This is a genomic window from Micromonospora sp. HB375 (assembly GCF_017872985.1).
Taxonomy (GTDB): domain Bacteria; phylum Actinomycetota; class Actinomycetes; order Mycobacteriales; family Micromonosporaceae; genus Micromonospora; species Micromonospora chalcea.
This window is the reverse complement of the sequence record NZ_JAGGJO010000001.1, coordinates 2,873,265-2,894,892: the sequence shown is the minus strand read 5'-3', so window position 1 is coordinate 2,894,892 and position 21,628 is coordinate 2,873,265. Positions and strand designations below refer to the sequence as shown.

21 protein-coding genes are annotated in these 21,628 nt (G+C 72.2%); 6 read left to right on the top strand and 15 right to left on the bottom strand.

Going from position 1 to position 21,628, the window contains the following annotated elements; genetic code table 11:
- Nucleotides 1–95: 95 nt before the first annotated feature.
- The 10 genes from J3R08_RS13375 to J3R08_RS13330 form a co-directional block, all read right to left on the bottom strand.
- Nucleotides 96–1,673 (bottom strand): ABC transporter substrate-binding protein, encoded by a 1,578-nt coding sequence (locus tag J3R08_RS13375; RefSeq protein WP_064446348.1) that lies wholly within the window; start codon nt 1,671–1,673, stop codon nt 96–98.
- A 128-nt stretch (nt 1,674–1,801) separates the two neighbouring features.
- The gene (locus tag J3R08_RS13370; protein WP_280841898.1) at nt 1,802–2,983 is read right to left on the bottom strand and encodes a lipid-transfer protein; all 1,182 of its coding nucleotides are present in this window, start codon (nt 2,981–2,983) and stop codon (nt 1,802–1,804) included.
- 1 nt (nt 2,984) lies between these two features.
- Nucleotides 2,985–3,407, bottom strand: coding sequence for a MaoC/PaaZ C-terminal domain-containing protein (locus J3R08_RS13365; RefSeq protein ID WP_223201125.1), 423 nt, complete (start codon nt 3,405–3,407; stop codon nt 2,985–2,987).
- Nucleotides 3,404–4,531: an acyl-CoA dehydrogenase family protein gene (locus J3R08_RS13360; RefSeq protein ID WP_209961402.1), complete on the bottom strand. Its 1,128-nt coding sequence runs from the start codon at nt 4,529–4,531 to the stop codon at nt 3,404–3,406. Before J3R08_RS13360 ends, J3R08_RS13365 begins: the two co-directional genes overlap by 4 nt.
- On the bottom strand, nt 4,531–5,556 hold the full coding sequence (locus J3R08_RS13355; protein ID WP_051611050.1) for a bifunctional MaoC family dehydratase N-terminal/OB-fold nucleic acid binding domain-containing protein: 1,026 nt from the start codon (nt 5,554–5,556) through the stop codon (nt 4,531–4,533). Before J3R08_RS13355 ends, J3R08_RS13360 begins: the two co-directional genes overlap by 1 nt.
- The gene (locus J3R08_RS13350) at nt 5,553–6,737 is read right to left on the bottom strand and encodes an acyl-CoA dehydrogenase family protein (RefSeq protein WP_187693570.1); all 1,185 of its coding nucleotides are present in this window, start codon (nt 6,735–6,737) and stop codon (nt 5,553–5,555) included. Before J3R08_RS13350 ends, J3R08_RS13355 begins: the two co-directional genes overlap by 4 nt.
- A 58-nt stretch (nt 6,738–6,795) precedes the next feature.
- The gene (locus J3R08_RS13345) at nt 6,796–8,493 is read right to left on the bottom strand and encodes an AMP-binding protein (protein WP_051611052.1); all 1,698 of its coding nucleotides are present in this window, start codon (nt 8,491–8,493) and stop codon (nt 6,796–6,798) included.
- 89 nt (nt 8,494–8,582) lie between these two features.
- Nucleotides 8,583–9,731 (bottom strand): CaiB/BaiF CoA-transferase family protein, encoded by a 1,149-nt coding sequence (locus J3R08_RS13340; protein WP_064446354.1) that lies wholly within the window; start codon nt 9,729–9,731, stop codon nt 8,583–8,585.
- A complete protein-coding gene (locus J3R08_RS13335) occupies nt 9,728–11,362 on the bottom strand; it encodes an AMP-binding protein (RefSeq protein ID WP_064446355.1) in 1,635 nt (544 codons plus the stop codon). Before J3R08_RS13335 ends, J3R08_RS13340 begins: the two co-directional genes overlap by 4 nt.
- Before the next feature lie 62 nt (nt 11,363–11,424).
- A complete protein-coding gene (locus tag J3R08_RS13330; RefSeq protein ID WP_209961400.1) occupies nt 11,425–12,996 on the bottom strand; it encodes an ABC transporter substrate-binding protein in 1,572 nt (523 codons plus the stop codon).
- Nucleotides 12,997–13,392: 396 nt separating this feature from the next.
- Between J3R08_RS13330 and J3R08_RS32415 the strand changes: the two genes are divergently transcribed.
- Genes J3R08_RS32415 through J3R08_RS13300 form a run of 6 tightly spaced genes read left to right on the top strand, consistent with a single transcriptional unit; the run spans nt 13,393 to nt 18,375 of the window.
- A complete protein-coding gene (locus J3R08_RS32415; protein ID WP_209961398.1) occupies nt 13,393–14,040 on the top strand; it encodes a PaaI family thioesterase in 648 nt (215 codons plus the stop codon).
- Nucleotides 14,037–14,912: an SDR family NAD(P)-dependent oxidoreductase gene (locus J3R08_RS13320; RefSeq protein ID WP_209961395.1), complete on the top strand. Its 876-nt coding sequence runs from the start codon at nt 14,037–14,039 to the stop codon at nt 14,910–14,912. Before J3R08_RS32415 ends, J3R08_RS13320 begins: the two co-directional genes overlap by 4 nt.
- Before the next feature lie 26 nt (nt 14,913–14,938).
- Nucleotides 14,939–16,045, top strand: coding sequence for a TIGR03617 family F420-dependent LLM class oxidoreductase (locus tag J3R08_RS13315; RefSeq protein WP_043330306.1), 1,107 nt, complete (start codon nt 14,939–14,941; stop codon nt 16,043–16,045).
- Nucleotides 16,042–16,932 (top strand): TIGR03619 family F420-dependent LLM class oxidoreductase, encoded by an 891-nt coding sequence (locus J3R08_RS13310; RefSeq protein WP_166456564.1) that lies wholly within the window; start codon nt 16,042–16,044, stop codon nt 16,930–16,932. The genes J3R08_RS13315 and J3R08_RS13310 overlap by 4 nt, the downstream gene beginning before the upstream one ends.
- A 50-nt stretch (nt 16,933–16,982) precedes the next feature.
- On the top strand, nt 16,983–17,501 hold the full coding sequence (locus J3R08_RS13305; protein WP_082930946.1) for a nuclear transport factor 2 family protein: 519 nt from the start codon (nt 16,983–16,985) through the stop codon (nt 17,499–17,501).
- A gap of 4 nt (nt 17,502–17,505) precedes the next feature.
- Nucleotides 17,506–18,375 carry a TIGR03619 family F420-dependent LLM class oxidoreductase gene (locus J3R08_RS13300; RefSeq protein ID WP_209961392.1) on the top strand — a complete coding sequence of 290 codons (870 nt, stop codon included), beginning with the start codon at nt 17,506–17,508 and terminating at the stop codon, nt 18,373–18,375.
- 48 nt (nt 18,376–18,423) lie between these two features.
- Here the strand turns inward: J3R08_RS13300 and J3R08_RS13295 are convergent, their stop codons facing one another.
- The 5 genes from J3R08_RS13295 to J3R08_RS13275 form a co-directional block, all read right to left on the bottom strand.
- On the bottom strand, nt 18,424–19,254 hold the full coding sequence (locus J3R08_RS13295; protein ID WP_209961389.1) for an SDR family NAD(P)-dependent oxidoreductase: 831 nt from the start codon (nt 19,252–19,254) through the stop codon (nt 18,424–18,426).
- A complete protein-coding gene (locus tag J3R08_RS13290) occupies nt 19,251–19,727 on the bottom strand; it encodes a nuclear transport factor 2 family protein (RefSeq protein ID WP_158560012.1) in 477 nt (158 codons plus the stop codon). Before J3R08_RS13290 ends, J3R08_RS13295 begins: the two co-directional genes overlap by 4 nt.
- Entirely contained in the window at nt 19,724–20,647 is a 924-nt protein-coding gene (locus J3R08_RS13285; RefSeq protein ID WP_209961388.1) for an NAD(P)-dependent oxidoreductase, read from the bottom strand. The genes J3R08_RS13290 and J3R08_RS13285 overlap by 4 nt, the downstream gene beginning before the upstream one ends.
- Before the next feature lie 150 nt (nt 20,648–20,797).
- Nucleotides 20,798–20,980 (bottom strand): hypothetical protein, encoded by a 183-nt coding sequence (locus J3R08_RS13280; RefSeq protein WP_187692486.1) that lies wholly within the window; start codon nt 20,978–20,980, stop codon nt 20,798–20,800.
- 113 nt (nt 20,981–21,093) lie between these two features.
- Nucleotides 21,094–21,564 (bottom strand): UPF0158 family protein, encoded by a 471-nt coding sequence (locus tag J3R08_RS13275; RefSeq protein WP_209961386.1) that lies wholly within the window; start codon nt 21,562–21,564, stop codon nt 21,094–21,096.
- Nucleotides 21,565–21,628 lie beyond the last annotated feature (64 nt).

Here is a 21,628-nt window from a genome sequence, read left to right as displayed (position 1 = left end):
CGGCCTGGTGCCGGCAAGGCCGGTGATGTCGCCGCCGGCCCCCGCCGCAGCGGGTGGGTCCGGCGGCGACGCCACCGGTGGTCAGGAGCGACCGGTTACTTCTTGACTGCGATGTGGCGCAGATCCCAGATGCCGATGTTCGACATCGGGATGTTGTCGGTGCCGACGATGTTCGCCTTCGAGACGTTCGCGTTGGTCTGGTTGCACAGCGGCACGAACCAGGCCTGCTCGAGCGTCGTCTTCCAGATGTCCTGGTACAGCGGGGCCCGCTTGTCCATCGGCAGCGTGGGGTTGGCGGCCTCGGCCGCCTTGCCCGCGATGAGCGAGGGGTCCGCGGCGAGCTTGTACGTGTTCAGCATGTAGGTGTTCACCGTCGCCGCCGGGTCGGCCTTCGGGCTCCACGACGTGCCGACCATCAGCTCGAAGTCGCCGGCGATGAAGCGCGGCTCGTTCTCGGTGTTGGGCACGGGGTTGAGCGTCGCGTCGACGCCGGCGGCCCGCAGGGACGCCTGCACGACGTTGGCGGGCTGCTCGGCGTTCGTGCCCGCGGCGAAGGTGACCGACACCTTGGCGCCGCCGGCCTGCTGCACGAGGGCCTTGGCCTTGTCCACGCTGAACTCGTACGGGTAGGTGTAGCTCGGGATGCGGCTCGGGTCCGTCTCCGGCACGACCTGGCGGGTCGGCGTGCAGTAGCCGCTGAAGAGCGCGCTGATCGCCTCCGGGTCGACCGCGTGGGCGATCGCCTGGCGGACCTCCGGCTTGACGAGGTCGCCCTTGTTGGCGCGCAGGTAGATGCCGACGACGTTCTTGAACTTCACTTGGTGCTGCTGGAGACCGCTGCCCGGGGTGACGATCTTCTCCACCGTGGCGATCTCGCCGGCCGAGCTGAGCGGGGCCAGGTCGACCTGGCCGCTCTGCAGGCCGTTGAGGCGGGCGGCGGCGTCGGGCACCCGCTGCAGCTCGATGCCGCCGAGACGGCCGACGTTCGGGTCCCAGTAGTTGTCGGCCCGCTTGAGGACGAGCTTCTCCTGGGGGACGAGCTGGGTGGCGATGTACGGGCCGGACCCGGCGGTGCCGGGATTGTTCTTGATGTCGGCGCCGTCCTTGATCGCCTTCGGGCTGACCATCATGCCGGCCGTGCCGGTGAAGGACGCGGGCAGCTGGACGCCCTTGCCCTTGACCAGCTTGAGGCGCGCGGTCGTCGCGTCGACGACCTCGACCGACTCGATGTCGGCGAGGTCGCTCTTGAGGGTCGAGCCCTCGAGCGTCTTGCCGCGCTCAATGTTGACCTTGACGGCCTCGGCGTCGAACGGCGTGCCGTCGTGGAACTTCACGTCGTCCCGGAGCTTGAGTTCCAGGACGCTGCCGTCCTCGACGAAGTTCCACTCCTTGGCCAGGCCCGGCACGATCTTGTCGTCCTTGTCCAGCATGGTCAGCCGGTCCCAGACGAGGAACAGGTAGCCCCACGCGCCGTAGCTCGTCTGCAGGGCCGGGTCGAGGTCGCGCAACGGACCCGCCGACGCGAACTTGAGCACTGCCGACGTGTCGATCTCGCCCTGCGCGGCGCTGCTGCCGCTGCCGGAGTTGTCCGGCGAGCTGCAGCCGGCCAGGGCGAGAGCCCCGATGCTGATCAACGCGACCACACGTTTGCGGGCCGTTATGGTGACGCCCATTCTCATCCTTCCTAAACACGAGCCGAGTCGTTCCGGCTGATCAGAGGTGGTGTTGTCCCTTCCGGCCGCTGCCGGGCGGGATCCGTGGGTCGCTGACGGCCTTCGGAGCTGTGGTGGTGGCCGGCGTCTCAGCCCTCCGCGGAGAGGATCAGTGCACTGGTGGGAACGCCGACGCCCGCCGTCACCAGGACGTTGCGGACGCCGTCGGGCTGGTTGGTCGAGGTGCCCCGGACGAGGCGGACGCCCTCCGCGACACCGTTCGTGCCGTGCAGGTAGGCCTCGCCGATCTGGCCGCCGTGGGTGTTCGTCGGCAGCGAGCCGGTGACCTCCAGGTTGCCGTCGGCGATGAAGTCCTTGGCCTCACCGCGACCGCAGAAGCCGTACTCCTCGAGCTGGTTGAGCACGTACGGCGTGAAGTGGTCGTAGAGGATCGCCGCGTCCATGTCGGCGGGACCGAGCCCCGACTGGGCCCACAACTGCCGGGCGCAGAGCTCGACCTCGGGGATCCGGGTCAGGTCCTCGCGGTAGTAGCTGACCATCTGGTACTGGTCCGGTCCCAGGCCCTGGGCCGCGCCCCGGATGTAGACCGGGGTGACGGGCAGGTCCTTGGCGCGTTCGGCGCTGACGACGACCATCGCCTGGCCGCCGTCGGTCTCCTGGCAGCAGTCGAACAGGTGCAGCGGCTCGGCGATCCAGCGCGAGGCCTGGTGCTCCTCGAGCGTGAGCGGCTTGCCGTAGAACCACGCCCTGGGGTTGTTCGCGGCGTGCTTGCGGGCGAGCACCGCCACCCGGCCGTAGTCCTCGCTGGTCGCGCCGTACGTGTGCATGTAGCGGCGGGCGAACATCGCGGTGTGCTGGGCCGGGGTGAGCAGGCCGTACGGGTTGACCCAGGAGCGGTACTCGTTGTCCGAGGTGGCCTGGGTCTTCGCCGGCGGAGGTCCCTGCCCGAAGCGGACGCCGGAGCGCTCGTTGAAGGCGCGGTACGCCACGACGACGTCGGCGATCCCGCTCGCGACGGCCATGGCGGCCTGCTGGACGGGTGCGCAGGCGCCGCCGCCGCCGTAGGGGATCCGGGAGAAGAACTTCAGCTCGGGGATGCCCAGGCTGCGGGCGACCATGTTCTCCGGGTTGGTCTCCATGGTGAAGGTCGTCATGCCGTCGACGTCGGCTGGGCTGAGGCCCGCGTCGACCAGGGCGGCCGAGACGGCCTCGACGGCCAGCTGCAGCTCGCTGCGGCCGGAGTTCTTCGAGAACTCCGTCGCGCCGATGCCGACGACAGCGGTGCGACCCGACAGGAAGGTGGACGTCACGTCACTGCTCCGATCCGCGGGGCAGGCGCACTGTCACCTCGGAGACGACGTGCCCGCCCTTGCTGTTCATGCCACGCACCGCGACGCGCACGGTGTCCTCCTCGACGCCGACGACCTCACCGGTCAGCCGCATCACGTCACCCGGGAAGTTCGGCACCCCGAGGCGGGTGCTCAGGCGCACCATGCGCGCGGCGGGGCCGGCCCAGTCGGTGACGTAGCGGCCGACGAGCCCGTTGGTGTGGTTGATGCTCATGTACGTGTCGGGGGTGCCGCGACGCTGGGCCTGGGCCGGGTCGTGGTGCACGTCCTCGTAGTCGCGGGTCGCGAGCGCGCCGGCGACGATGACGGTCCGGGTCAGCGGGATCTCCAGCTCCGGCAGCGTGTCGCCGGGGCTCACCTGCTCGATGGTGATCTGCGTGCTCACAGCTGCTCCCCCTCGCCCACGAGGTCCGCGAGCTGCTGCAGGTGCCAGGCTCCCGAGCCGGCGGTGTTGGCAAGCTGCGTGGTCCAGAGCATGTAACGGTGGATCGGATAGGTGACGTCGGCACCCATGCCGCCGTGCACGTGCTGCACGGTGCGCGCGACGCGGTCGCCCGCCTCGGCGGCCCAGTACTTCGCGACGTGCACCGCCGCCCGGGACGGCCGCCCGGTCGTCTCGCGCCAGAGCGCGTTGAGGTAGGTGACCTCCATCGCCTCGGTGTCGATGTGGCAGTCGGCGAGCTGGTGGGCGACGGCCTGGAAGGTCGCGATCGGCACACCGAACTGCTCACGGCCCGAGGTGTAGTCGGCGGCCTGGCGTACGGCGGCCTGGCTGACGCCGCTCTGCAGAGCCGCCACCGCGGTCCAGACCTGGCGCAGCAGCCAGTCGAGCCGGTCCTCCTCGGGGCCCTCGGCGAGCAGCGCCGCGGCGGCGTCCTCAAAGTGAACGTCGGAGGCGAGTCCACGGTCGGTGCGCTCGAACGTGTCCCGGCGTACCCCGGGTCCGGCGGTCGGCACGAGGTACAGCCCGACCGCGCCCGCCTCGTCGGTGGCCGGGACGACGATCGCGTCGGCGAGGTGCGCCGAGCGGACGCCGACGGCGGTGCCGCTCAGGGTGACCCCGTCACCGCCGGGCTCGGCGCCGGACCGCGCGCGGACGCGGGCGCCGTACGGCCGGGCGTCGGTCAGGTCGTCGACGGCCACGGTGAGGACCGCGTCCCCGGCGGCCACGCGGGGCAGCCACTCGGCCTGCTGCTTGGCGTTGCCGTAGCGCAGCAGCGGCAGGACGCCGCCGACGAGGGTCTCCCACAGCGGGACGGTGCCGAGCGTGCGGCCCTGTTCGACGAAGACCCCGGCGACCTCCCACAGGCCCAGCCCGGCGCCGCCGTGCTCCTCGGGCACGGGCAGCCCGAGGATGCCGGACTCGGCCAGGTCGCGGTACAGGACGCGGTCGAAGCGGTCCGGCCCGGCCTCGATGTCGAAGAGCCGCTGCGGGTCGCCGTTGCGCGAGAACACGTCGCGCGCCAGGTCGTTGACCGTGACCTGCTCCTCGGCGAGCTGGAAGTCCATCAGTTCCCTTCCTCTTCTGTGGGCTCCGATGCGGAGGTCGCGGCCCGGAAACGCGGCAGCGTGAGGTTCTCGTCGTAGTCGAGCCAGTCGACCTGCACGGGCATGCCGATCTCGACCTCGCCGGCGTCCCCGACGAAGTCGGCGACCAGACGGGTGCCCTCTTCGAGGTCGACGAGCACGACGGTGAGCGGGTAGTCGTACCCGGGCGCCTTCGGGTGGTGGCTGACGACGTAGCTGTGCACGGTGCCCCGGCCGCTCGCCTCCACCTCGTGCCACGCGTACGAGTGGCAGGACGGGCAGATCGGGCCGGGCGGGTGGCGCAGCGTGCCGCAGTCGGTGCAGGCCTGGATGACGAGGCGACGCTGCGCGGCGGCGGCGAACCAGAACGCGTTGTCGCGCAGGATGAACGGCTTGTGCCGCAGCGCCGGGTCGGCGGCGGCCGGCGCCGCGGGCTTGGCGCCGGACGGGTCGAAGCGCAGGATGCGGAAGCGCTGGCGGGCCACGACCTCGTCGTTCTGGTCGGTGTAGGTGCGCAGCGTCGTGATGAAGTGGCCGGTGCCCAGCCCGGTGGTCTTGCGCGGGGAGACGTCCTCGATGACAGTGGTCATCTTGATCTCGTCGCCCAGGCGCAGCTCGCGCACGTACTCGTGCTCGTCGTTCGTCGCGACGACCCCGACGAAGCCGGCGTCGGCGAGCAGCGCGAGCAGCCGGGCCATCGGGGTGTCCGGCGCGGCGCCCGCGGCGGCGGCCGTGTGGGCCTTGTAGCCGACCATGAGCCAGGTGGACAGCATCGGCGGCGGGGCGACGACGCCCTCGCGGCCGGTGTCCCGGGCGGCCCGGTCGTCGACGTAGACGGGGTTCTCGTCGCCCATCGCCTCGACGAAGTGCCGGATCATCGCCTGGTTGACGGCGTCCTGGGCGTAGCGGGTGGGCGTGGCCTCGAGGCCGACGAACTCGCGCAGACGGGCGAGGAAGGCGTCCTGGTCGGTGGCGTCGGAGGCGGGGGCCTGCGTCGTGGTGCTCATGCGGAACGCCCCTTCCTCGGCATGCCGAGACCGGCGACCGCGATCATGTCGCGCAGCACCTCGTTGGTGCCGCCGCCGAAGGTGTTGATGTAGGAGCCGCGGGTGTACGCCTCAAGCTGTCCGCCGAGGACGGCGTCCGGCGCGCCGGCGCGCCGGGTCGCGCGGGGTCCGACGACGGAGACGAGGTTGCGGCAGACCCGGTCGTGGGTCTCCGTGCCGTAGACCTTGGCGACCGACGCGGCGGCCGGCGCCGGGTTCTGGCCCTCCCCCACGACGGCGATCTTCCAGTTGAGCAGGCGCATCGCGGTCAGCTCGGCGTAGTCGCGGGCCAGTTCCGTGCGCACCCACGGCTTGTCCAGGACGCGGTTGCCGTCGGTGTCGGGCTCGGCGGCCCACGCGGCGACGTCGGTCCACAGCTGCTCGGTGCGCCCGCCCATCGCGGCCAGGCCCACCCGCTCGTGACCGAGCTGACCGGTGATGAGGCGCCAGCCGCCGTTGACCTCGCCGACGAGGGCTTCGGGGCCGACGCGTACGTCCTCGTAGTAGGAGGCGTTGGTGTGGGTGATGCCGCTGGTGGCGATCGGCGTGCAGCTGAAGCCCGGGTCCGACGTCGGCACGATGAGGATGGTGATGCCCTTGTGCTTCGGGGCGGCGGGGTCGGTGCGCACGGCCATCCAGACGAAGTCGGCCTGGCTGACACCGCTGGTGAACACCTTCTGGCCGTTGATGACCCAGCCACCGTCGGGCGTCGCCTCGGCCCGGGCGCTCAGCGAGGCGAGGTCGGTGCCGGAGCCCGGCTCGCTGTAGCCGATGGCGAAGATGACGTCGCCGGTCAGCATGCCCGGCAGGTAGGCGCGCTTCTGCTCCTCGGTGCCGTAGCGCATCAGCATCGGGCCGATGTTGTTGATGGTGACGAAGGGGAACGGTGCCTGGGCGCGGTTGATCTCGTCGAAGAGGATGTACTGGTCGATCGCCGGGCGGCCCTGGCCGCCGTACTCCGTGGGCCAGCCGAGTCCGAGCAGGCCGTCCTTGCCGATCTGACGGATGATCTCGCGGTAGGCCGGGCGGTCCTCGTTGGTGCCGCCGAGCGCCTCGCGGACCTCGGGCGTGAGCAGGCGCGCGAAGTAGGCTCGCAGCTCCCTGCTCAGCTCTCGCTGCTCGGGCGTGTACTCCAGGTACATGGATGTTCCTCATTCTCGGGGCGTGGGCGCCAGTCGGTGTGCCGGGCGGGCCGGCAGGTCAGGGGGCCGGCAGGAGCGCGGCACGTCCGTTGTCGGCGAACTGCTTCTCGAGGTCCCGGACGTCCGCCTCGGTCAGCGGGCGGTACGCGGTGGACGCGCCGTCGCGGACCCAGACGGGGTCGGTCGTGACCCAGGCGGTACGGCGCAGGATCTGCTTGGCGACCTTGCCGTTGCCCGTGCTGGGGATCTGGTCGACGATCCGCACGAAGCGGGGCCGCCACTTGGTGCCGAGGTCGGCCTGCTCGTCGAGGAAGGCGGTGAACGCCTCGGGGTCGAAGGTGGCGCCGCTGCGCAGCTGGATCACGCACATGACCTGGTCGCCGGTACGCGGGTCGGGCACGGCGAAGACGGGGGCGACCGCCACCCGGTCCCAGCGCTCGATGATCCGCTCGGCGGGGCCGGCCGCGAAGTTCTCGCTGTCGACGCGGATCCAGTCCGAGGAGCGGCCGGCGAAGTAGAAGTAGCCGTCGGCGTCGCGGTAGGCCAGGTCCCCGGACCAGAAGTCCTCGCCGCGGACCCGCTCGGCGGCGGCCTCGGGGTTCTTGTAGTAGCCCTCGAACTTCGCCGCCATGCCGACGCCGACGAGCTGGCCGATGGCCTCGTCGGCGTTGAGCAGCCGCCCGGTCCCGTCGAGCCGGGCCGGCGGGCACTCCAGCCCGGTCTCCTCGTTCATGACCTTGATCTCGGCGCCGGCGACGGCCACACCGAGCGCCTCGGCGGGCGTCTCGGGGGTGCGGTTGATCCGCATGACGCCCTCGCTGGAGCCGTAGCCCTCGGAGATGACGACACCGAAGCGCTCGGCGAAGCGGGCGATGTCGGCGGCCGAGGCCTCGGTTCCGACGGCGCGCCGCAGCGTGCTCGTCGCGTCGCGGGGGTCGACCGGCCGGGCCAGGATGTAGGCCAGTGCCCGGCCGACGTAGTTGAAGTAGGTGACGCCGTGCTCGTGCACGTCGCGTACGAAGCCGGACGCGGAGAACCTGCGGACCATGCAGATCGTCGCGCCGCAGACCATGGCGGGGCCGAGGTTGAGCATGACGGCGTTGCCGTGGAACAGCGGCATCGCCAGGTAGCTGACCGAGTCGCGGGTCAGCTCGGTGCGGGCCAGCAGCGCCTCGGAGACCGCGGCGAGGCGCCCGTGGGAGCAGATGACCGCCTTGGGGGCGCCGGTCGAGCCGGAGGAGAACATGAGCAGCAGGTTGGCGCGCGGGTCGACCTCGTCGGTGGGTACCGGCGCGCCGGCGCGCCGGGCCAGCCAGGCGGCGTACTCCGGGGAGTCGATGTTGCGCACCTGCCCGGCGGGGATGCCCAGGTCGAGCCCGTCGACGAGGCCGGCGAGGCGGTCCTCGGTGAGGAGCAGGTCGGTGTCGGTGTGCCGCACGTCGTGGGCCAGCTCGGCGCCACGCCGGGTCGGGTTGATCCCGACCACTGTGGCGCCGGCCAGCGCGGCGGCACAGATCCAGTACACGTAGTCGGGGGTGTTCTCCAGGAGCAGCCCGATGTGCAGTGGCCTGCCGTCGGGCCGGGGCACGTCGTCCAGTGCCGCGGCCCGGTCGGCGGCCTCCTGCACGATCCGGCCCCAGGTGATGGTGCGGCCTTCGAAGAGCAGGCCGGGGTGGTCGTCGCCCGTGCGTGCCCGCACGATGTCGGCGAAGACGGCGGGTCCCGAGTTTCGGGCCACCGGGGCCTGAGTCGTCATTGACGTTTGCTCCGTCTCGTCCGTCGTCAAATGCGAATCACCAAACAAGCAAGCGCTTGGTCGAAGCGTAGAGTGAGGCTTGCCGCAGGTCAAGGCCTTGACAACGCTTCCCATGGGCTGCTCGCGGCGAGCGCCGAGCGCACCCGGTCGGTGTCCTCACCACGCCGGCGCGGGGCCCGTGGGACCCCCGCGGGTGTACGCGAGAAACGGGGCGTCGGGGCCGGCTGGGCGACCCCCTCGACCTCGACGACGGCGCCCCGGGCCCGCATCTGCGGGTGCTCGGCCGACTCGGCGATGTCCAGCACCGGATGCACGCACGCGTCGACGCCCTCGAAGACGCCGGTCCACTCCCGCCGGGTGCGGCCGGCGAAGACCGACGCGATCCGCTCGGCCCAGCCGGCCCACCCCGACTCGTCGAACTGCGCCGGCCCGTCCTCCGGATCGAGGCCGAGGGTACGCAGGAACGTGCGGTAGAACTTCGCCTCGATGGCCGCCACGGACATGAACCTGTCGTCGGCGGTGCGGTACACCCGGTAGAAGTGCGCCCCGCCGTCGAGGTAGTTCGTGCCACGGGTGAGGTTCCAGGCGCCCCGCGCGAGCATCGAGTGGATGACGACGGTGAGCAGCGCGCTGCCCTCGAGCATCGAGGCGTCCACGACCTGCCCACGCCCGGAGGAGACACGCTCCTGCAGTGCGGCCAGCACGCCGAAGGCCAGCATCATGCCGCCGCCGGCGAAGTCGGCCAGATACATCGGCGGCACGACGGGGCCGGTGTCGGGCAGGCCGATCGTGTCGAGCACCCCGGAGACGGCGATGTAGTTGAGGTCGTGCCCGGCGGCCGCGGCGAGAGGGCCGTCCTGGCCCCAGCCGGTCATCCGCGCCACGACCAGGCGCGGGTACCGCTCGGTGAGTTCGGCCGGGGCCAGGCCGAGACGTTCGAGCACCCCGGGCCGGAACGGGTCGAGCAGCACGTCCGCGTCGGCGAGCAGCCGGTGCACGAGCGCCCGGTCGGCCTCGGACTTCAGGTCGAGCGTGACTGTCGTACGGCCCCTGTCGATCGCGTTGACCTGCGCGCGCTCCCGCCGGTCGGGCTCGCCGGGCGGGTCCACCCGGACCACCTGGGCACCCATGTCGGCGAGCATCATCGTCGCGAACGGCACCGGCCCCTGCCCACCGAGTTCGAGGAGCCGCAGGCCGGCCAGCGGCCCTTCGAACCGCTGGCCGGGGACGCTGTTCACGCCTGCTCCTGGGCGCCGGCCGGGACCGGGAGGCCGGTCACGGCACGGGGGTCGGTGCTCCACGTCCGCGCGGTCACGCCCTCCTCGCGCAGGACGCGCTTGAGGACCCGCCCGACGGCGTTCTTGGGCAGTTCGGTGCGGACCTCGATGTGTGAGGGCACGGCGTACCGCGGGATGCGCGGGTGCAGCCACTCGAAGAGCTCAGCGGGGTCGATCTGGGCGCCGGGCGCGGGCACGACAGTCACCTTGAGGTCGTCCTCGGCCAGCGGGGAGGGGACGGCGTGGACGGCGACCTCGCCGACGGCCGGGTGGGTCGCGACGACGCCCTCGATCTCGAAGCTGGAGATGTTCTCGCCGCCGCGGCGCAGGTAGTCCTTGCCCCGGTCGACGAAGTAGAGGTAGCCGTCCTCGTCGAGGCGGCCGTAGTCACCGCAGTGGAACCACAGTCCCCGGAAGACCTCCAGCGTCTTCTCCGGCTCACGCCAGTAGCCGTTGAACATGATCGCCGGACGGTTGGGACGGGCGACGATCTCGCCGACCTCGCCGACGGGCAGCGGGTTGTCGTGCTCGTCGACGATGCGTACCTCGAAGGAGTCGTTGATCTTGCCGGCGCTCCCGGCCCGGTAGCCCCCGGGTGGGGTGAGGGTGATCAGGCAGGCCTCGGTCAGGCCGTAGGCGCCCGAGCCGACCCGTTCGACGCCGAAGCGCTCCGTCCAGCGAGCGGCGAGCTCGGCGGTGACCGGCGAGCCGGACACGACGCGCAGCCGGCCGAAGGCCTCGCGGGTGGCCTCGGAGTCGGGGGCGCCGGCGATCATCGGCAGCATCGAGCCCATGAGCGCGGCCATCGTCGCGCGGCTGCGCAGGATCTCGTTCCAGAAGCCCCGGACCGAGAAGCGCGACGCGAGGTCGATGGCCGAGCCGAGCTGGAGCGAACCCATCACGTGCCCGACGGCGGCCATGTGGAACAGCGGCATCGCCGTCCAGAGGACGTCGTCGGCGCGGCGTTCGAGGTTCTCGTGCATCTGGCGGGCCATGTTCGCCACGTAGCCGTGGCTGACCATGCACGCCTTGGACGGCCCGGTCGTGCCGGCCGTGTAGATGAGGTGGCTGGTGGCGTACGCGTCGAGGTCCGGGGTGGTCGTCACCGCCGAGCCCTCAGCGACGGCGGCGTCGAAGTCCACGACCTCGGTGGCCCAGGCGGGCGCCGGGCCCGAGGCGGGCCGGATGGGGGCGCCGACGAGGACCGGCACCCGTAGCTCCGTGCCGATGAGGGCGTCGTCCAGGACGGGCACGAACTCGTCCTCGACGATCATCGCGACCGGGTCGGCGTCGAGCACCTGGTGGGCCAGTACGGCGCCGCGGTTGCTCGTGTTGAGCGGGACGACGAAACCGCCGCGAAGCGTCGTCGCCCACCAGGAGAGCAGGGCCAGGCGGCCGTTGCGGGCGAGGACGACGACCCGGTCGCCGGGCGCGACGCGGTCGGCGAGGAACCCGGCGAGGCGACGCGACGCGGCGTCGAGCTCGGCCACTGTGAACGGGGCGCCGGCGAGGGTGAGGGTCAGGTCCGGCTGCTCGTCGAGCAGGCGGGACAGGGCGGGCAGGAGCGGGGTGGCTGCGGTGGGACGGTTCACTGGCTCTGGCTACCTTTCTTCGGGTCGGCCGCGCGCGGTGGCGGACGGCGGGGACCTGACGCTCAGCCCTTCGTCATCGCGACGGTCCGCAGGTCGAACAGGCCGAGGTTGGTCCACGGCAGCTGCTCGGCCCCGACGACCTTCGGGGAGGCGATGGTGGCGCTGGTGAGGTTGCAGATCGGGATGAACCACGCCTCGCTGAACAGCCGCTCCCACAGCTGGTGGTACTGCTTGGCGCGCTCCTCGACGCTGGAGCGGGGGTCGGCGGCCTTGGCCGCGATCGGGCCGATGACCTCCGGGTCGGTGGCGAGCTTGTAGTTGCCGATCAGGTAGTTGTCCACAGTGCCCGCCGGGTCGAGACGCGGATTGAACGTGTTGGACACCTCGAGCTCGAAGTCGCCGGCGATGAAGCGGGCCTCGGTCTCGGAGTTCGGCGTCGGGTTGAGCTTCGCGTCGATGCCGGCCTGGGACATGGCGGCCTGGATGGCGGTGGCGGGCTGCTCGGTGTTGGTGCCGGCGGAGAAGCTGATCGACACCTTCGCCCCGCCGACCTCGGAGATCAGCGCCTTGGCCTTGGCCAGGTCGAACTCGTACGGGTAGGTCGCCGCCGGGTCCTCCCACGGGCTGTCCGGGTAGATGCTGCGGGTGGGCGTGCAGGTGTCGGCGAAGAGCGCGCGGATGGCGGCCGGGTCGACCGAGCGCGCGATTGCCTCACGGACCCGCTTGTCCTTGAGGTCGCCCATGTTGGCGCGCAGCAGGATGCCGAGGACGTTGCGGAACGGCCGGGTGGTCACCTTGAGCTGGCCGTCCTCGCCGAGCTGGCGGGCCTGGGTGATCTCGTTGGCCGAGGAGACGAAGCTGAGGTCGGTCTGACCGCTGATGACGCCGTTGAGCCGGGTGGCGCCCTCGGGGACCCGGGTGATCTCCATGCCGGCGAGGCGCCCGGCGTTGGGGTCCCAGTAGGTGCCCTCGGCGCGCTTGACGACGTACTTCTCGTTCGGGATGAACTCGGTGACGACGTACGGGCCCGAGCCGGCCTTGCCGGGGGCGCGCTTGAGGTCGACGCCGTCGGCGATCGCCTTGGGCGAGACCATCATCCCGGCGGCGGTGGCCAGGGCCGAGGGGAGCACGGCGCCGGTGCCCGGCTTGAGGTTGAGGCGCACGGTGTGCGCGTCGACGACTGTGACGCCGGTGATGCTGGCGAGGTCCTGCTTGATGGTGCTCGTGGGCAGCGTCTGGCCGCGCTCGATGTTGACCTTGACGGCGTTGGCGTCGAAGGGCGTCCCGTCGTGGAACTTGACGTCGTCGCGCAGGGCGAGTTCGAGGTGGGAGCCGTCCTGGGCGTAGGTCCACTTCTTGGCCAGGCCGGGGACGACCTGGTCGGTGGAGTCGACCATGGTGAGCCGGTCGTAGATCAGCGTGAGGTAGGGGTAGCCGCCGGGGGCCGGCTGCGCCGGGTCGAGGTTCTGGAACGGCGACGAGGCGCTCACCCGCAGGACGGCGTCGGGGTCGATCTCACCCGTGGTGGCACCGGGGTCGCCGGTTCCGGTGGCGGAGCAGGCTCCGACGACGAGGGTGGCGGCGAGCAGGCTCGCGGCGACGGCGAGGCGTCGGCGGCGCGGGAGGCGAGACACAATGGTCCTTTCCTGACCTTCGGCCCGAGAGCGGGAGCGGCTCCGCGGGTCACCCGGCGGGTTCCCGGGGGCGGCCGGGCCGTTCGGCGGCGGCCGTGCGGGCGCGATGGTCATGGAGGTGATGGATGGCGGCGCTGGTGTGGAGCGCCTGTCCGGAGCTGATCGGCATCCGCGCCCGAGACTGGCGGTGTTGCGGCCGTTCGCGATCCAAACAAGCGCTCGATTGGGAACCGTAGGTGGCAGCGTGCGGGCACGTCAATAGGCGATCGGCAGCATGATCGACAAGGGGGCGGCGCGTAGCGGGCAACCGTTGCCAGCACGCGATCAGGTCGCTAAGGTGCGCATCAAGCAAGCGCTTGGTTGCTTGATGTCCGGCCGGCCAAAGGAGTCCGCACGGTGGAAGCCCCCCTCGCCACGGCACAGCCCCGCGACACCGGCATCGACGCGGTCGCCTCGGCCACCCGCCGGCTCATCGACGCGGTCACGCGCGCGGGCGGCGCCGTCGACCCCGACGCCGACGCGATAGTGGCCGACCTCGACGCGCTCACCGCCCGGATCGACGCCCACGCCCCGGACCTCGCCGAGCGGATCGCGACGATGTGGCGCCAGCCCGGCCCGGGCCGCTTCGACCCCGCCGGCGGCACCGAGAATCCGCTGTCGCCGCCGGTGTCCCTCTGGGTCGAGCCGGACGGTTCCTTACGCGGGGAGGTCACCCTGAGGCTTGCCTTCCAAGGACCACCCGGGCACGTGCACGGCGGCACCTCGGCCATGCTGATGGACCACGCCCTCGGCATCGCCAACGCCCGCGCCGGATACGCCGCGGTGACCGTCGGGCTCGACATCTCGTTCCGCGCGGCCATCCCGATCGGCTCGACGATCACGATCCTGGCCCGGCACGACGGGCGCGACGGACGCAAGGTGCGCAGCTCCGGCGAACTGCGCGTCGGGGACCTGACGTGCGTCACGGCCACCGGCACCTTCGTCCTCATGGACGACCCGTCCACGCGGGAGAAGTTCCGCCGAGCGTCGAGGGAGCAGGCATGAGCACCGATCCCCATCCGAGCAGCGCCGCACCCGGCCCGCTCGCCGGCCGCGGCGCGCTCGTCATCGGCGGGGGCGGCGGCTTCGGCCGCGCCATCGCCGCCGCGCTGGCCGCCGACGGCGCCGCCGTGACGATCATGGGACGGACCGAGGCGACGCTGCGGGCGGCGGCCGGGACGATCGCCGCGGCCGCCCCCGGAGCACCACCGGTACGGATCAGCGCCGGCGACTCCACCCGCGAAAAGGACGTGGCAGCAGCGGTACGCGCCGCCGACGAGACCCCGCTGGCCGCGGTCGTCACCACAGTCGGCGGCGGCACCTTCCGTCCCCTGCTCGCCCTCGACGCCGAGACCCTCGAACACGACTTCCGGCGCAACGTCACCACGGCGCTGCACGCCATCCGGCACGGCGGGCAGGCCCTGGCCGCGCGCGGCGGGGGCGCGATCGTGTGCACCTCGTCGAGCGCGGGCGGGCACTCCTTCCCGTTCATGCCGTCGTACTCGGTGAGCAAGGCCGCGCTCGAAGCGCTCGTCCGGGTCGCCGCCGACGAGCTCGGCCACCTCGCGGTACGGGTCAACGTGGTACGCCCCGGCATCGTCGCCACCGACGGCGAGAACCCGGGCCGGCTGCTGGCCGACCCCGAACTGGCCGCCGCGACGGTCGCCGAGAAGCCCCTGTCGCGGATCGGGCGCGCCGAGGACGTCGCCGCCGCGGTCCGCTTCCTCTGCGGTCCCGGCTCCTCCTGGATCACCGGCGCGTGCCTGCCCGTCGAAGGCGGGGCACACCTGCGGCGCGCGCCCGGGCTGGAGAAGCTCGCCCGGATCGTCAACGGCGACGAGGTCGTCGACGCCACCCTGGCGGGCCGCATCCCGTGACGGCGTCACAGACACCCGCAACCCGGATGGAGCTGACCACGACGCTGCCGCCGACGACGGCGCTGCGCGAGGTGCCCGCGGTCGTGGCGCGCATCGAACGGCTCGGCTTCGACACCGTGCACATCCCCGAGACGACGCACGACTCCCTGGCGGTCGCGCTGCTCGCGGCCGAGCACACCAGCCGGATCACCGTACGCACCAGCATGACGCTGGCCTTCCCCCGCAGCCCGATGGTGACCGCGTACGCCGCGTGGGACCTCGCGCGGTTCTCCGAGGGCCGCTTCCAGCTCGGTCTGGCCACCCAGGTGCGCGGCAACATCGTCGGGCGCTTCTCGGTGCCGTGGGAGCGGCCGGTGGAGAACCTGCGCGACTACCTCGCCTCGATCCGGGCGATCTTCGCCGCGTTCAGCACCGGCGAACCCCTGGAGCACGAGGGCAGCCACTACCGCTTCACCCGGCTGCAGCCGTACTTCAATCCCGGCCCGCTGCCGACCGCGGCCCCGGCGCTCTACACCGGCGGGGTCAACCGGCGCGTCTGCGAGGTGGCCGGCGAGCTCGCCGACGGCTTCGTCACCCACGCCACCAACTCGCACCCGAGTCACCTGCGCACGGTCGTACTCCCCGCGCTGCGCGCCGGGGCCGAACGGGCCGGACGCGCCGGGATCCCGCGGGTCGTCGTGGTGTCCAAGTCGATCACCGGGCCGACGCCGGCCGCGCTCGCCGCGAGCCGCGACTCCGCCCGCCAGGAGCTGGCGTTCCTCTTCTCCACTCCCGCCTACCGCACCACCCTGGACCGGCTCGGCCTGGGCCGGGTCGGCGAACGGCTCGCCGCGATGGCCGCCTCCGGGCGCTGGACCGGACTCGCCACCGTCCTCGACGACGAGACCCTGGCCGCTCTCATCCCGCACGGCACCTACGCCGAGCTGCCGGACGTGCTCGGGCAGGCGTACGGCGGCATCGCCGACGGGCTCGGGCTCGGGCTGCCGCTCGACCCGGACGACGACGAGGACTTCGGCGCGTTGCTCGAACGCCTCCGGCTCATCCCGACCAGTGCCGCGGCCACCATCCCGCCCGCGAACGCCGGCCCCACCAGCGCGACGCGCGGCGTCGCCGGATCGGAGACCCTGTCATGACCGCACGCATCGGGCTGCTCACCCCGGTCGTCGTCCAGCATCCGCGCACCGCGGCCGCCTGGGAACGGGACGTCCTGTCCGGCCCCGACGTCGGCGGCGCGCTGCTGGCCGTCGCCCGCGCCGCCGACGACCTGGGCTACCACCACCTGACCTGCAGCGAGCACGTCGCCGTGCCCGCCCCGATCGCCGCCGAGCGGGGCGCGACGTACTTCGACCCCGTGGCCACGCTGTCGTTCCTCGCCTCGGCGACGCGCCGCGTCCGGCTCGCGACGAACGTCGTCGTCATCGGCTACCACCATCCGCTCGCCCTCGCCAAGACCTACGGCACCCTCGACCTGCTCAGCGGCGGCCGCGTCGTCCTCGGGATCGGGGTCGGCAGCCTCGAAGAGGAGTTCGACCTGCTCGGCGCCGAGTTCGCCGGGCGCGGCGCGATCGCCGACGAGGCGATCACCGCCCTGCGCGCGGCGTGGGGCAGGGCAGTGCCGCACCACGAGGGGCCCCGGTTCACGTTCACCGACTTCGTCGTCGAACCGCACGCGCCGCGCACCACGGTGCCGATGTGGATCGGCGGGCGCACCCGCCGCTCGCTGCGCCGCGCCGTGACGTACGGCACCGGATGGGCGCCGTTCGGCCTCGGACCGCGGGAGCTGACCCGCATCTGGGAATCCGTGGAACGCCCGGACGGCTTCGACCTCGTGCTGCAGATCCCGCCGCTGGACCCGCTCGGCGACCCGGACGGCTCCCGCGCGCACCTGCGCACGGCCGACACCGTCGGGGCGACCGCTGTCAACGCGAGCCTCGTGGCCACCTCGGCCGCCCACCACCTCGAGCAGATGGCAGCGCTGCGCGAACTCGCCCCGGAACGCTTCGAGACGAACCCGGCCTGACCGGCCGCCGACCGGTTCATCCGACGAGACCCGATCAAAAGGAACCCACCATGAGCGACTCGCAGCCCGACCGGCTCGCCCTGCTCGAGGCTCGCCTCGAACAGGCCGAACGGCGCCTCGCCGCAGCCGAGGACCAGCTCGCCCTCTGGCGGATCGTGGCCAGCTACGGCCCCGCCGTGGACAGCGGCTCGGCCGAGATCACCGCCCAGCTGTGGACCGAGGAGGGCGTGTACGACACCTTCCCGGTCGTGCTCAACGGCCGGGACGCGCTGCGCGGCATGGTCAACGGTGAGCGGCACCAGGCCCTGATCAACAACGGCGCCGCCCACCTCATGGGGCTACCGCACATCGTCGTCGACGGCGACCGGGCCGTCGTGACGAACTACTCACAGCTCGTGCTCAGCGCCCCCGACCAGAACGGCTACCGGATCTGGCGTACCGGCTCCAACCGGTGGGAGTTCACCCGCACCGACGAGGGCTGGAAGGTGACCCACCGCTGGAACCGCCAGCTCGACGGCACCGACGAGGGCCGCGACCTCCTCGCCCGCGCCGTCGAATCCGAGGCCTGAGGCCGTGCGCATCGGCCTCAGCTCCCCGGTCCTGGCCGACTCCGGGCCCCGGCCCCCGTGGGAGGCCGAGGCCGGGGTCGCCGAGTTGCGCACCGTCTTCACCACCGCCGACCGGCTCGGGTACGAGTTCTTCACCTGCCCGGAGCACGTCAGCGTGTCACCGGGGCTGGCCCGGGGTGAACGCTTCTACGACCCGGTCGCGACGTTCTCGTACCTCGCGGCGATCACCGAGCGGATCCGCTTCCTGCCGTACGTGCTCGTGCTCGGGCTGCACCATCCGCTCGAGGTGGCCAAGCGGTACGGCACGCTCGACCACCTCAGCGGCGGGCGGGTCGTCCTCGGCGTCGGCGTCGGCAACCTGGAGGAGGAGTTCGCGCTGCTCGGGCGTCCGTTCGCCGACCGCGGGCCACGGGCCGACGACGCCCTGCGGGCGCTGCGGGCGTCCCTGTCGGTACGGCTCGCGACCTACCACGGGGAGTACTACCACTTCACCGAGCAGGTGATCAGCCCGCACGCGGTTCAGCAGAAGGTCCCGATCTGGGTCGGTGGCCACAGCAGGCGTGCCCTGCGGCGCGCGGTCACCCTGGGCGACGGGTGGGCGCCGGCCCCCGTCACGTATCGCGGGCCGGACCTGGAGACGCTGCCGCGGATGCTCGCCGAGCACGACCTGCCGGAGGGGTTCGACGTCGTCATCACGCCTCCGGCCCGCCTCGACCCGACCGGCGCCCCCGAGGCCGCGCTGGACCTCGTCGGCCGGATCGGCGAGGCGGGCGCCACCGTGGTCAACCTCGTCGTCCGGCACCGTGACCTGGCCGAGTACCTCGACCAGCTCGCCGCGGCAGCGGAGCTCTTCGGTCTCGACCGCCGCGACTGAGCACTGCCGTGGACGCCGGGACCCGGCGACGAGCCCCGGCGTCCACGGTCACGCCTCGTTCGGCATGTTCGACCAGCCCTTGCGGTCGGCACGCGCGTACCAGCCCGATGCGGCCAGGGTTCCTCCATCGACGGGGATCGTGTGCCCGGTGACGAAGCGGGCGTCGTCGCTGGCGAGGAACTCGACCACGGCGGCATAGTCGTCGGGCTCGCCGAAGCGTCCGACGGGGATCCACGTACGAATCAGCTCCGGGTCGCGTCCGCGCAGCATCGCCGCGGCCGGTGTCTGGGGCGTGTCGGCGAGGTCGGGCGCGATGGCGTTGACCCGTACCCCGTGACCGGCGACCTCGACGGCGAGGCTCCTGGTGAAGGCGCTGACCCCGGCGTTGTAGGCGGAGTACGGGGCGCACGCCGGGATGCCCCGGAAGGCCTCGACTGTCGAGTTGTTGACGATGGCGCCACCGCCCCGATCGACCATGCCGGGCAGCAGCGCATGTGTCATCGCGAGCACGTGCCACAGGTTGATCTCGTAGAGCGCCTGCCACTGCTGCGGGGTCGAGTGCAGGAAGGTCTTGGCGGCCGGGCGGAAGTCGCCGACGTTGTTGACGAGCACGTCGACCCGCCCCGAGTCGACGGCCGCCGCGGCGGCGACCGCGTCGGCGACACCGTCGGCGGTGCGTACGTCGGCGAGGACGACCTCGACCTCGCCGCCGGCACTCCGGATGTCGGCGGCGGTGCCGGCGGCGGCCTCCCCGTCGATGTCGACGAGGACGACGTGGGCGCCAGCGGCGGCGAGACGGCGGGAGATGCCGCCGCCGATCCCGAGGGCGCCGCCGGTGACGACAGCGATCCGGCCCTCGAGCCTGCGGGTGGCGCTCATCTGCCGGTTCCTTCCTCGTCGGCCCGGGTCACGGAGACGCGGTGGCGTTCGATCCAGTTGACGGTCACCGCGCGACGTGTGAAGGCCCATCCTTCGCCGGTACGCGCGTACTCGTCGTCGTAGTGCAGGAACCAGACCACGTCCGAGGGCCCGTCGCGACCGGGGACCAGGTGGTGGGCCGTGCCGCGAACCCGGCCACGGGCCCCGGTCGGCGTCGGCAGGTAGCGCGCCCCGGCCACGACGTGAGTCGTCGCCAGGGTGCCGGCGAGCGCCCCTAACGCGGCCACGACAGCGGCGCGGCCGACGTGGGGCACGTGCGGGCCGAGGTGCGCCGGCGGCTCGGGAACCACCAGGACGCCGTCCGGGACGAACAGCGCGCCGATCGCTGCCGCGTCGCGGTCGTCGGCCGCTGCGGCGTACGTCTCGGAGAGCGCGCGCAGCGCGGTGAGGTCGGCCGCGCCGAGGCCGGTCACGCCGCGCGAGCGGTCGCCGCGCGCACGACCTGGACGAGCTCGGCGACGGCGCGCTCGCAGTCGCCGCGGGTGTAGCCGAGCAGCGCGGTCTCGGCCGGATCCGGCTCGTAGGCGAGGACGTTCCCGCGACCCTGGACGATCATCGAGTCGGGCATGAAGGGGTGCGGCTCGTCGCGCTCGGCGATGGTGCGGTTGCCCCCGGCCGCGTCGACCAGCAGCTGGAAGAACTGCGTGAACGTGAGGTTGGCGTCACCGACGAGGTAGGCCGCGCCCGCCGCGCCACGGTCGAGCGCGCCGCCGATCGCCTCGGCCAGGGACCGGGCCGACATGTAGTTCGTGCCGCCGGCCGGCGCGTGGTCGGGGATCTGCGGCTCGTTGCCGGCCGCCCAGGACACCATGCGGCGGTAGCGCTTTGCCGTGACGCCGGGGATGGCACCGATGATCGAGGGCGGGTTGAGGGTGCAGACCGTGAAGGAGTCGTCAGCCAGCGCCCGGGCACCCTCGTCGGCGTCGCGGCGGGCGGCGACGTAGGCGCTGGACTCGGCCAGGTCGGGTCGCAGGTGGTGGTAGTAGCTGCCGACCTGGACGAAGCGGGAGACGCCCGCGCTCTTGGCGAGGGCGGCGAAGGCCGGCACCCCCTCGCTCTGGGTCTCCTTCCAGAACGTGGCCTCGTCCGCGTCCCGGGGCAGGTGGCGTACGTCCTGCCCGGCGGCGAAGACGACCGCGTCGAAGGGGGCCAGGTCCTGGCGGGTGAAGGTCTGGCGGGTGTAGTCCCCGCGGAGGACGGGCAGGCCGGCGACGGGTGAGTCCGCGTCGACCGTCCCTCGGGCGGCGACGGTGACGTTGTCTCCCCGGTCGCGCAGGTGAAGGGCGGTGTGGACCCCGATCATGCCGGTTCCACCGACCACGAGTACCTCCATCGCGAGGTCTCCTTGCGTAGTGAGGCGGCTCCCCCGGCGTGCGTCTGGGAGCCGGCATGACGTCCGTATCAACCAACCAAGCGATTGGTAGGTTAGCACGAGCAGGCGCCCGCCGCGCCAGGCGTCGCCGCGCCGACATCGACCTGCGACTCAGCCGCCCGCGACTTCCTCGACATCGATGCCGCCATCAGCGGCCGGTACACCCTCGACCAGCTCTGCGACCTCGCGCACGCCGCCGACGACGGATTCGACCGGAGCATGTTCGCCGCGATGCTTCGCCACGTCGACCGCTTCGACGACGAAGACTTCACCAGCTATGGTCTGGCGCCGCATGAGGTCGCCGACATGCGGGCTCGCGTCTCTGCATGGCGGACCGCCCTGCTCCGAGAAGTCGAATAGGCTCGATCACCCTGCTCTGCTGCCCCCGTCTTCTTGGCCTGTTCGACTCACGGCACGTCCGGGTCAGGGTGCTCGGTCCGACAGCGGCTCGCGGCAGCGTCATCGATCAGGCATCTGTCGAGCAGCCAGTCAATGGCCCGGCGGGCTGCCCGAGCCTGGCGGAAGGCGTGCCAGACCGTCAGCAGGTGCGGATACTCGTCGTGCAGTTCGTCCCTGAACCGCCGGAAGGCACCCCTGCCTTGGACGGCCCGCAAGAGCCTGCGGCCCGCCTGCTCGTCGCTGACCCGCTGGGCAAAGTCGACCATGTCGCGGTGCCAGACGGAGGGCGGCAACGCCTCGATCGGAACCAGATCGAGTTCATCGAGGTCGACCGGCGTCTTCCCGTCGATGCCGCCGTCAGCCGTCCACATCCTGATCTCCCCGCTGGCCGGATCGATGAGCCAGCGGTACTCGTACGCGCTCTGGTCCTGCAGAGCCGTGGCGATCTCTTCGAGATCGAGGTGGCGTACGTCGAGCATGATGTCCACTCCCGTTGCCGTGGTCGTCGGCGACCACGGCAGGTGCTCTTGCCTCTCGGCCGCG